The sequence below is a fragment of the Actinomadura sp. NPDC049382 genome (genome assembly GCF_040677125.1).
Taxonomy (GTDB): Bacteria; Actinomycetota; Actinomycetes; order Streptosporangiales; family Streptosporangiaceae; genus Spirillospora; species Spirillospora geliboluensis.
Map to the genome: position 1 here is coordinate 1 of NZ_JBFARO010000197.1, position 10,453 is coordinate 10,453.

At 73.4% G+C, this 10,453-nt stretch carries 7 protein-coding genes and 1 pseudogene; 5 read left to right on the forward strand and 3 right to left on the reverse strand.

Annotation, left to right across the window (positions count from 1 at the left end):
• Positions 1 to 58: 58 nt before the first annotated feature.
• The gene (locus AB0K34_RS44475; protein WP_364554549.1) at positions 59 to 2,458 is read right to left on the reverse strand and encodes a glycosyl hydrolase family 65 protein; all 2,400 of its coding nucleotides are present in this window, start codon (positions 2,456 to 2,458) and stop codon (positions 59 to 61) included.
• Positions 2,455 to 3,228, reverse strand: coding sequence for a beta-phosphoglucomutase family hydrolase (locus AB0K34_RS44480; protein ID WP_240807648.1), 774 nt, complete (start codon positions 3,226 to 3,228; stop codon positions 2,455 to 2,457). Before AB0K34_RS44480 ends, AB0K34_RS44475 begins: the two co-directional genes overlap by 4 nt.
• A 142-nt stretch (positions 3,229 to 3,370) precedes the next feature.
• Between AB0K34_RS44480 and gndA the strand changes: the two genes are divergently transcribed.
• Genes gndA through AB0K34_RS44500 form a run of 4 tightly spaced genes read left to right on the forward strand, consistent with a single transcriptional unit; the run spans position 3,371 to position 8,879 of the window.
• The gene (gene gndA, locus AB0K34_RS44485; protein ID WP_301177930.1) at positions 3,371 to 4,795 is read left to right on the forward strand and encodes an NADP-dependent phosphogluconate dehydrogenase; all 1,425 of its coding nucleotides are present in this window, start codon (positions 3,371 to 3,373) and stop codon (positions 4,793 to 4,795) included.
• Between the two features lie 58 nt (positions 4,796 to 4,853).
• Positions 4,854 to 5,450 (forward strand): HD domain-containing protein, encoded by a 597-nt coding sequence (locus AB0K34_RS44490; protein ID WP_301177931.1) that lies wholly within the window; start codon positions 4,854 to 4,856, stop codon positions 5,448 to 5,450.
• Positions 5,451 to 5,503: 53 nt separating this feature from the next.
• Complete coding sequence (locus tag AB0K34_RS44495; protein ID WP_138636850.1) at positions 5,504 to 8,014, forward strand: DEAD/DEAH box helicase; 2,511 nt, start codon at positions 5,504 to 5,506, stop codon at positions 8,012 to 8,014.
• Between the two features lie 10 nt (positions 8,015 to 8,024).
• Positions 8,025 to 8,879: a carbon-nitrogen hydrolase family protein gene (locus AB0K34_RS44500; RefSeq protein ID WP_301177932.1), complete on the forward strand. Its 855-nt coding sequence runs from the start codon at positions 8,025 to 8,027 to the stop codon at positions 8,877 to 8,879.
• On the opposite strand, the gene AB0K34_RS44505 is transcribed toward AB0K34_RS44500, so the two are convergent.
• Entirely contained in the window at positions 8,876 to 10,054 is a 1,179-nt protein-coding gene (locus tag AB0K34_RS44505) for an MFS transporter (RefSeq protein ID WP_301177933.1), read from the reverse strand. The genes AB0K34_RS44500 and AB0K34_RS44505 overlap by 4 nt on opposite strands.
• 154 nt (positions 10,055 to 10,208) lie before the next feature.
• Between AB0K34_RS44505 and AB0K34_RS44510 the strand changes: the two are divergent.
• Positions 10,209 to 10,453: pseudogene (locus AB0K34_RS44510) on the forward strand (hypothetical protein); the annotation flags it as partial.

The window sequence follows — 10,453 nt, forward strand, 5'->3', positions numbered from 1 at the left end:
GCCGCCGCCGGAGAGCGCGGCGCCCTGCGCCCCGGAGAGCGACCCGGCCGCCCGCTAGCTAGCGGCGGCGCTGGGCCCGGACGTGCGGGTCGAACCGGCGCGGCGCCGGCTCGCGGCCGGCCGGCTGGGTCGGCGCCGGGCGCGCCGGGATCAGCTCGATCGGCAGCTCCACCGCGTCGTCGCCCAGCGTGAACCGCTCGCCGTGGTGCCACAGCGGCAGGCCCGGGCCGTCCAGCAGCTCGTAGCGGGCCTCCTCCGCGGTCACCCCGACCTTGATCAGGTTGCCGCGGTAGCGCATCCGGAACGTCAGCCGGCTGATCCCGCCCGGCAGCCGCGGCGCGAACTTCAGCTCGCCCTTGCCGGCCCGCATCCCGCCGAACCCGGCGACGAGACCGCTCCACGCCCCCGCCATCGAGGCGATGTGCAGCCCGTCGCGGGTGTTGCGGTTCAGGTCGTGCAGGTCCATCAGGGCGGTCTCGCCGAGGTAGTCGTGCGCCAGCTCCAGCTGCCCGACCTCCGCCGCGACGACGGCCTGCGTCTGCGCCGACAGCGAGGAGTCGCGGACGGTGAGCCCCTCGTAGTAGCAGAAGTCGCGCTCCTTCTGCTCGTCGGTGAACGCCTCCCCGCACAGGTGCAGGGCCAGCACGAGGTCGGCCTGCTTGACGACCTGCTTGCGGTACAGGTCGAAGTACGGGTAGTTCAGCAGCAGCGGGTAGTGGTCGGGCTTGGTGGACGCGAAGTCCCACCGGGCGTGGTTGGTGAAGCTCTCGCTCTGCGGGTGGACGCCGAGCCGCTCGTCGTAGGGGATCAGCATGGCCGCCGCCGCGTCCCGCCACGACGCGGCCTCCTCGGCGTTCACCCCGAGCCGGTCGGCCACGTCCGGATGGCGCATCGCCATCTCGGCGGCCTCCTGCAGGTTCCGGCGCGCCATCAGGTTGGTGTAGACGTTGTTGTCGACGATCGCGCTGTACTCGTCCGGGCCGGTGACGCCGTCGATGCGGAACACGCCGCCGACGTCGTGGTGGCCGAGGCTGCGCCACAGCCGCGCCGTCTGCACCAGGATGTCGAGGCCGATCTCCCGCTCGAACTGCTCGTCCCGCGTCGCGTCCACGTACCGGACGATCGCGTCGGAGATGTCGGCGTTGATGTGGAACGCCGCGGTCCCGGCGGGCCAGTAGCCCGAGCACTCCTGGCCGCGGATCGTCCGCCACGGGAACGTCGCGCCGTCCAGGCCGAGCTGCCGGGCGCGCTCGCAGGCCAGCGGCAGCGTCATGTGCCGCCAGGCCAGCGCGTCGGCCGCCGCGCTGGGGGAGGTGTAGGTCAGCACGGGCAGCACGAACGTCTCGGTGTCCCAGAACGCGTGCCCGTCGTAGCCCGGACCCGTCAGCCCCTTGGCCGGGATCATGCGGCGCTCTGCGCGCGCGCCCGCCTGCAGGATGTGGAACAGCCCGAACCGGACCGCCTGCTGGATCTCCGCGTCGCCCTCGATCTCGACGTCCGCGCCCTCCCAGAACGCGTCGAGATAGGCGCGCTGCTCGGCGAGCAGGCCCTCCCAGCCGGTCTGCCGCGCGCCCGCCAGCGCCCCGACCACCTGGTCGTGCAGCGCGGGCCGGGACCGGCGGCTCGACCAGCCGTAGGCGATGTACTTGACGATGCGCAGCTTCTGCCCCGGCTCCAGCCGGGTCGCGACCGTCAGCCGGCCCACGTCGGGGGCGCTCTCGGTCTCCACCCGCATCGACTCCGGGCCCTCGATGTCGTGCGACATGCCGGCGCCCATCCGCAGCCCGCTGCGCCGCGTCCGGTGCAGCAGCAGCACCTTCGTGCCGTTGGCGAAGTGCTCCTCGCTGACGAGGGGGCTGTCCAGGATCGCCGAGGCGCGCGGGTCCTTGCCGCCGCCGGGCAGCGCCTCGTTGGCCACCAGCTCCGACTGGGCGACCACCCGCACCGAGCCGTCCACCGGCTCGACCTCGTAGCAGATCGCCGCGATCGCCCGCTGCGTCAGCGACACCAGCCGCACCGAGGTGACCCTGATCGTCTTGTCGGCGGGGGAGGTCCACTCCACCTGCCGGGTCAGCGTGCCCTCGCGCATGTCCAGCACCCGCTCGTGGTGGTGGACGCGGCCGTAGCGCACGTCGAGCGGCTCGTCGTCCACCAGCAGCCGGATCACCTTGCCGTTGGTGACGTTGATGACCGTCTGCCCCGACTCCGGGTACCCGTAGGCGGTCTCGGCGTGCGGCAGCGGCCGCTGCTCGTAGAACGAGTTCAGGTACGTGCCCGGCAGCCCGTGCGGCTCGCCCTCGTCGAGGTTGGCGCGCATGCCGAGATGGCCGTTGGACAGCGCGAACACCGACTCTCCCTGCGCCAGCCGGTCCAGCCGGAGCTCCGGTTCGCGCACGCACCACGGCTCCACCATGAACACCGGCCGGTCGGCGGCGCTCTGCCCCTTCAGCTCCGTCACTCGCCCTCCAGCAGCTCGGAGAGGTCGTCGACCACCACGTCGGCGCCGTGCTCGGCCAGCGCCTTCGCGTGCGCGTCGCCGACCCGGTTGACTCCCACCACGTAGGCGAACCCGCCGGCCCGGCCCGCCTGCACGCCCGCGAGCGCGTCCTCGAAGACCACCGCCCGCGCCGCCTCGACGCCCAGCTCCCGCGCGCCCGCGAGGAACATGTCGGGGGCCGGCTTGCCGGGCAGGTGCCGCTCGGCGGCGACGACGCCGTCCACCCGCGCGTCGAACAGATCGGCGATCCCGACCGTCGCCAGCACCTGGACGGTGTTGGCGCTCGACGACACCACCGCCGTCCTCAGCCCGGCCTTGCGCGCCGCGCGGACGTAGTCGATCGACCCGTCGAACGTCTCGACGCCCTTCTCCTCGATCAGCTTCAGCACCAGCGCGTTCTTGCGGTTGCCCAGGCCGCGGACCGTCTCCTTCTCCGGCGGGTCGCCGGGATCGCCCTCCGGGAGGGTGATGCCCCGCGACTCCAGGAACGAACGCGTCCCGTCCTCGCGCTTCTTGCCGTCGACGTACCGGCCGTAGTCGTGCACCGGGTCGAACTCGGTGAAGGGCTCGCCCGTCCGTTCGGAACGTTCCCGCAAGTAGCCGTCGAACATCTCCTTCCACGCCGCGGCGTGGACGGACGCCGTCCGGGTCAGCACCCCGTCGAGATCGAAGAGACACGCCGCCGCCTCGTCCGGCAGTCCCAGCATCCGCACCCCCTGGAATGTCACCATCGAAGTGAAGGTTGACCATGATCTGTACCGCGCGACCCGTTCCCGCGCCGAGCCCGGGCACACCGGTCCGGCACTCGAACAGAGGGATCATGCCCCGCGTACAACCCCTCGGTCAGGGTCGCACACGAGGAGGAGTGAGCCAATGCAGAAGGCGCGAATAGGGGTCACCGGACTGGCGGTGATGGGCCGGAACCTGGCCCGCAACCTCGCCCGGCACGGGCACGCCGTCGCCGTCCACAACCGCACGCCGAGCCGGACCAAGGCGCTCGTCGAGGAGTTCGGCGGCGAGGGGACGTTCCTGCCCGCCGACACGCCCGAGCAGTTCGTCGCGTCGCTGGAGCGGCCCCGGCGGCTGGTGATCATGGTGAAGGCGGGCGCCCCGACCGACGCGGTGATCGACGAGTTCGCGCCGCTGCTGGAGCCCGGCGACATGATCGTGGACGGCGGCAACGCCAACTTCCTCGACACCCGCCGCCGCGAGGCCGCCCTCCGCGAGCGCGGCCTGCACTTCGTCGGCACCGGCATCTCCGGCGGCGAGGAGGGCGCGCTGCACGGCCCGAGCATCATGCCGGGCGGCTCCGCCGAGTCCTACGCCGCGCTCGGCCCCCTGCTGGAGGACATCTCCGCCAAGGTGGACGGCACGCCCTGCTGCACCCACGTCGGCCCGGACGGCGCCGGCCACTTCGTGAAGATGGTGCACAACGGCATCGAGTACGCCGACATGCAGCTGATCGCCGAGTCCTACGACCTGCTCCGGCACGCCGCCGGGCTCGCGCCCGCCGAGATCGCCGAGGTCTTCCGCACCTGGAACGCCGGCCGCCTCGACTCCTACCTCATCGAGATCACCGCCGAGGTCCTCGCGCACACCGACGCGTCCACCGGCCGCCCGTTCGTCGACGTCGTGCTGGACCAGGCCGAGCAGAAGGGCACCGGGCGCTGGACCGTGCAGACGGCGCTCGACCTCGGCGTCCCGGTCGGCGGCATCGCCGAGGCCGTGTTCGCCCGCTCCGTCTCCGGCCATGCCGCCCTCCGGGAAGCCGCGCAGGGGCTGCCGGGCCCGTCCCGCACGGGCGGAGCCGGCGCCGGCTTCGCCGACGCGGTCGAGAAGGCGCTCTACGCGTCCAAGATCGTCGCGTACGCGCAGGGCTTCCACGAGATCCAGGCGGGCAGCGCCGAGTACGGCTGGGACATCGACCTCGGCGCGATGGCCACCATCTGGCGCGGCGGCTGCATCATCCGGGCCGAGTTCCTGGACCGCATCCGCGCCGCCTACGAGGCCGACCCGCACACGCCGACGCTGCTGACCGACGACCACTTCGCCGCGGCCGTCGGCGACGCGCAGGACGCCTGGCGCGACGTCGTCGCCACCTCCGCCCGCCTCGGCATCCCGGCGCCCGGCTTCTCCACGGCCCTCGCCTACTACGACTCGCTGCGCGCCGACCGGCTGCCGGCCGCGCTCACCCAGGGCCAGCGCGACTTCTTCGGCGCTCACACCTACCGCCGCGTCGACCGGGACGGCTCGTTCCACACCCTCTGGGGCGGCGACCGCACCGAGACCTCGGCCTGATCCCCGCTTCCCGGCTCGCGCGCCCGGCCCGGCGCGCGAGCCGATCTAGGCTTGCGGGATGCGGGTTCCGAGTGACGCGGAGATCCGGGCGCTGCACGAGCGGTGCGCGCCGGGGCGGGAGGCGTTCGAGCTGGTCTGGACGCACTGCGCGATCGTGTGCGAGATCGCCGAGCGCATCATGGCCGACGGCCGGTTCGACGTCGACGCGGACCTGGTGCGCGCCGGGTGCCTGCTGCACGACATCGGGGTGTACCGGCTCTACGACGCCGCGGGGGAGATCGACTTCAAGGGGTACGTCCGGCACGGGGTGCTCGGGCACGAGCTGCTGCGCGACGAGGGCTTCCCGGAGGTGATCTGCCGGTTCTGCTCCTGCCACACCGGCATGGGGCTGACCCGCGACGACATCGAGCGGCAGGCGCTCCCGCTGCCGCCGGGCGACTATGTCGCGCAGACCGGCGAGGAGCGGCTCGTGATGTACGCCGACAAGTTCCACAGCAAGACCAATCCGCCGGTCTTCGTGTCGGCCGACACCTATGCCGTCCATGTGCGGCGGTTCGGCGCGGGCAAGGAGCAGGTCTTCCAGGAGATGCGCGCGCTGTACGGCGAACCCGATCTCAAGCCCCTGGCGGCCGCGTACGGCCACGCGCTGGTGTGAGCGCGGGACGCCCACCGGCACGGGCAGTGGGCGATCGGGGGCAGGATGGAGGGGTGAGCCTTATCGATGAGCTTCCCTCCGGAAACGAGACCGACGCCGATTCGCTCTTCGAGGCGTTCGAGCGGTGGGTGTCGGGGCGCGGGATCACCCTGTACCCGGCGCAGGAGGAGGCGCTCATCGAGGTGGTGTCCGGCGCCAACGTGATCCTGTCGACCCCGACCGGGTCGGGCAAGAGCCTGGTCGCGGCGGGGGCGCTGTTCGCCGCGCTCGGCAAGGAGCAGGTCGGGTTCTACACCGCGCCGATCAAGGCGCTGGTCTCGGAGAAGTTCTTCGACCTGTGCGAGATGTTCGGCCGCGAGAACGTCGGGATGATGACCGGCGACGCCAGCGTGAACGCCGACGCGCCGATCGTGTGCTGCACGGCCGAGGTGCTGGCCAACATCGCGCTGCGGGACGGAGCCGACGCCGACATCGGCGTGGTGGTGATGGACGAGTTCCACTTCTACGCCGAGCCCGAGCGGGGCTGGGCGTGGCAGATCCCGCTGCTGGAGCTGCCGCAGGCGCAGTTCCTGCTGATGTCGGCGACGCTGGGCGACGTCACCTTCTTCCAGAAGGACCTCACCCGGCGGACGGGCCGGCCGACGGCGCTGGTGACCTCGGCGGAGCGGCCCGTCCCGCTGATCTACGACTACCGGGTGACGCCGCTGCACGAGACGATCGAGGAGCTGCTCGCCGAGCAGAAGGCGCCGATCTACCTGGTGCACTTCACGCAGGCCGCGGCGATCGAGCGGGCGCAGGCGCTGATGAGCATCAACGTGTGCACCAAGGCGGAGAAGGCGCGGATCGCGGAGCTGATCGGCAACTTCCGGTTCACCACCAAGTTCGGGCGGAACCTGTCGCGGTTCGTCCGGCACGGGATCGGGGTGCACCACGCCGGGATGCTGCCGAAGTACCGGCGGCTGGTGGAGCGGCTCGCGCAGGCCGGGCTGCTGAAGGTCATCTGCGGCACCGACACCCTCGGCGTCGGGGTGAACGTCCCGATCCGGACCGTGGTGTTCACCGCGCTGAGCAAGTACGACGGGCACCGGGTGCGGCGGCTGCGGGCGCGGGAGTTCCACCAGATCGCCGGGCGGGCGGGGCGCGCCGGGTTCGACACGGTCGGGTTCGTCGTCGCGCAGGCGCCCGAGCACGTCGTCGAGAACGAGAAGGCCCTCGCCAAGGCGGGCGACGACCCGAAGAAGCGGCGGAAGGTGCAGCGCAAGAAGCCGCCGGAGGGGTTCGTCGGCTGGGACGAGGACGTCTTCGCCAAGCTGCAGGAGGCCGAGCCGGAGATGCTCCGGTCCCGGTTCCAGGTCAGCCACGCGATGCTGCTGTCGGTGATCGCGCGGCCGGGCAACGCGTTCCAGGCGATGAAGCGGCTGCTGACCGACAACCACGAGGAGCCGGCGGCGCGCCGGCGGCACATCTCGCGGGCCATCGCGATCTACCGGTCGCTGCTCGCGGGCGGGGTCGTGGAGGTGCTGCCCGAGCCCGACGACCTCGGCCGGTACGCGCGCGTCACGGTGGACCTCCAGGAGGACTTCGCGCTCAACCAGGCGCTGTCGACGTTCGCGCTGGCCGCGTTCGAGGTGCTCGACCCGGCGTCGCCGTCCTACGCCCTGGACGTGCTGTCGGTGATCGAGGCGACGCTGGACGACCCGCGGCAGATCCTCGCGGCGCAGGTCAACAGGGCGCGGGGCGAGGCCGTCCAGGAGATGAAGGCCGAGGGCATCGAGTACGAGGAGCGGATGGAGCTGCTCCAGGACGTCGACCACCCGAAGCCGCTGGAGGACGAGCTCGACGCCGCCTACGAGATCTACCGGGCCGGGCACCCGTGGGTCGGCGACCATCCGCTGCGCCCGAAGTCGGTCGTCCGCGACATGTACGAGCGCGCGATGACGTTCACCGAGTACATCGGGTTCTACGAGCTGGCGCGGGCCGAGGGCCTGGTGCTGCGGTACCTGTCGGGGGCGTACAAGGCGCTGCAGCAGACCGTCCCGGAGTCGATCAAGAGCGATGACCTGATCGACCTGATCGAGTGGCTCGGCGAGCTGGTCCGGCAGGTCGACTCCAGCCTGCTCGACGAGTGGGAGCAGCTCGCGAACCCCGCCGACGAGGGCGACCTGGAGCAGCCGATCGAGGAGCGGGTCACGAAGGTGACCGCGAACGCGCGGGCGTTCCGGGTGCTGGTCCGCAACGCGCTGTTCCGGCGGGTGGAGCTGGCGGCGCTGGAGCGGTACGGCGAGCTCGGCGACCTCGACCCCGACTTCGGCGCGGACGCGTGGGCCGACGCGATGGACGGCTACTTCGCCGAGCACGACGAGCTGCTCACCGGCGCCGACGCGCGCGGCCCGAAGCTGCTGCGGATCGAGGAGGTGCCGGAGGACGCGCTGTGGCGGGTCCGGCAGGTGTTCGACGACCCGGAGGGGCATCACGACTGGGGCATCAGCGCCGAGGTCGACCTCGCGGGCTCCGACCAGGAGGGCGAGGCCGTGATCCGGGTGACCGGCGTCGACCGGATGTAGGGAGGCAGCGATGGTGCAGGTGGCGGTGGCGCAGTTCGCGCCCGGCGTCAACAAGGACGAGAACCTCGCGGCGATCGGCGGGCTGGCCGCCGAGGCGGCCGGGCGCGGCGCGAAGGTCGTGGTGTTCCCCGAGTTCGCCATGTTCACGGCGCCGAAGCTGGACGGCCGGTTCGTCGACTCCGCCGAGCCGCTGGACGGCCCGTTCACGACCGGGCTCGGCGCGCTGGCGCGGCGGTACGGCGTGCACCTGGTCGCGGGCGTGAACGAGCGGCTGGACGACCCCGGCCGTCCTCCGGCCCCCGCCCACCGCGAGTCAGCGGACGAGCTCCGCCCGGCGCCCCGCTTCTCCAACACGCTCGTCGCCGTCGGCCCCGGCGGGGACGTCGTGGCCGAGTACCGCAAGCTGCACCTGTACGACGCGTTCGGGTACGAGGAGTCGGCGCTGGTCCGGCCGGGCGACATCGGCGAGCCGGAGACGTTCGCCGTGGACGGCGTCACGTTCGGCATGCAGACCTGCTACGACGTCCGGTTCCCCGAGGTGACGCGGCGGATCGTGGACGCGGGCGCCGACGTCCTGGCGCTGCCGGCGGCCTGGGTGCCGGGTCCGCTGAAGGAGGACCACTGGCGGACGCTGGTCCGGGCCCGCGCGATCGAGAACACCGTCTACGTCGCCGCCGCCGGCCAGTGCGCCCCGACGGGCGCCGGCAACAGCATGATCGCCGACCCGATGGGCGTGGTCGCGGCCGGGCTGGGGGAGGACCCGGGCGTCGTGTCCGGCGAGGTCTCGGCGGAGCGGATCGCCGCCGTCCGGGCCAAGAACCCGGCCCTCGCGCTGCGCCGCTTCACGGTCGTCCAGGCCGGCTAGCCGCGGTCACGCCGGGCCGGCCGCGGTGCGGCGGCGGCGAGGAGGGCGATGACCGCCCCGAGGGCGAGCAGCGCGGCGAGCGCGGCGTAGCCGTAGGCGAGGGCGGCCGCGGTGGCGACGCCCCCCACGAGCAGCGGCCCGCCGGCGTCGCCGAGTTCGCGGCCGAGTTCGGCGGCGCCCATGGTCTGGCCCATGCGCGCGGAGGGCGTGCGGGCGGCGAGCGCGGCGAACCCCAGCGGGGTGATGAGCCCGGTGCCCGCGCCGACCAGCACCGCGGCCGCGAGGACGCCGGGCAGGCCGGGCAGCGCGGCGCACCCCAGCCCGGCCGCGGTGACCGCCAGCCCGGCGAGGACGCCGGTGCGGGCGCTCACGCGCCCCGCGTCGAGGGCGCGCCCGGTCCAGGGCTGGACGACCGCCGCGCACGCCGCGAGGACCGACACCGCGGCGCCGGTGGCGATGCTGCCGAGCCCGGCGGCCCGGCCGGACACCGGCAGGAACCCCACGCCGGCCGACAGCGCGGCGGTCGCGGCGGCGAGGGCGGCGGTCGGGCCGAGGAACGCGGGGTCGGCCAGCCGCCGCGCGAGGTCGAGGACGGTCTGCCGGGCCCTCGGCAGCGGCGGCACGGCGGGGACGGCGAGCGCGGCCCACACCGCGACGGCGGCGCCCAGCACCGCCAGGGTCGCGAACAGCAGCCGCAGGCCGCCGGCCCACACCAGCACCCCGCCGAGGAGCGGGCCGAGGGTGTAGCCGATCGACTTGTAGAAGCCGTAGCTCCCGAACGCCCGCCCGAGCTTGGCGTCCGGATTGAGCCGGGCCACCAGCGCCGAGGCCGCGGGAGAGAAGGCCGAGGCCGCCGCTCCCTGGCCGAGGCGCGCCGCCCACAGCCATCCGGGGCTGCCGGCCACCGCGTACAGCGTGGACGCGGCCGCGAAGGCGACGAGGCCGCCGAGCAGCACCGGGCGGGCGCCGACCCGGTCGGCGAGGGTGCCGAACAGCGGCTTGAGGACCACCTCCGCGCCGTCGTACAGCGCCAGCAGCCCGCCGAGCACGAGCAGGGAGGTGACGGCGTCGTCGGAGAAGCCGCCCAGGTTGGCGGCGATCCCGTGCGCCCCGAACGCGGTGGTGAACCCGGCCGCGTACAGCGGCCCCATCCGCCGGCCGGGAGCGTTGGGCACGTCCAAGAAATTAGCAGGGGCCTTGCCCGGCGTGCCCTGCCGGACGGCCCCGGGTCACGTGATGACCACGTGCGGGGCCGGAGTGTGTATCAAGCTGGCAACGGTCGAGGCGATTCTCCGTGTCCGGACGACCGCTCAGCGTGACCATCGGAGGGTGCGCCTCTCCTCCAGCCTCCCGCCAGCCGGGTTCACCCGGGCCGAGCCGAGCCCGCCGGTGCGGCGCCGGGTGCTCCGGACGCCGTGGCTGCCCGTCGCCGTCGCCGCGCTCGCCATGGGGGCGGGCTTCTTCGCGGTCGGCTCCTGGACGGAACCGGTGTCCCCGGCCCGCACGGTCGTGCCGGACGCCGCCACACCGCCGCCGCCTCCGCCCCCGGCTTCGGCGCCTCCGCAGGCGCCGGC

Excerpts from the sequence above, each read along its gene's own strand:
- AB0K34_RS44480 (WP_240807648.1), bottom strand. The coding sequence starts at position 3,228 with ATGGTGACATTCCAGGGGGTGCGGATGCTGGGACTGCCGGACGAGGCG.
- AB0K34_RS44490 (WP_301177931.1), top strand. The coding sequence starts at position 4,854 with ATGCGGGTTCCGAGTGACGCGGAGATCCGGGCGCTGCACGAGCGGTGC.
- gndA (WP_301177930.1), top strand. The coding sequence starts at position 3,371 with ATGCAGAAGGCGCGAATAGGGGTCACCGGACTGGCGGTGATGGGCCGG.
- AB0K34_RS44500 (WP_301177932.1), top strand. The coding sequence starts at position 8,025 with ATGGTGCAGGTGGCGGTGGCGCAGTTCGCGCCCGGCGTCAACAAGGAC.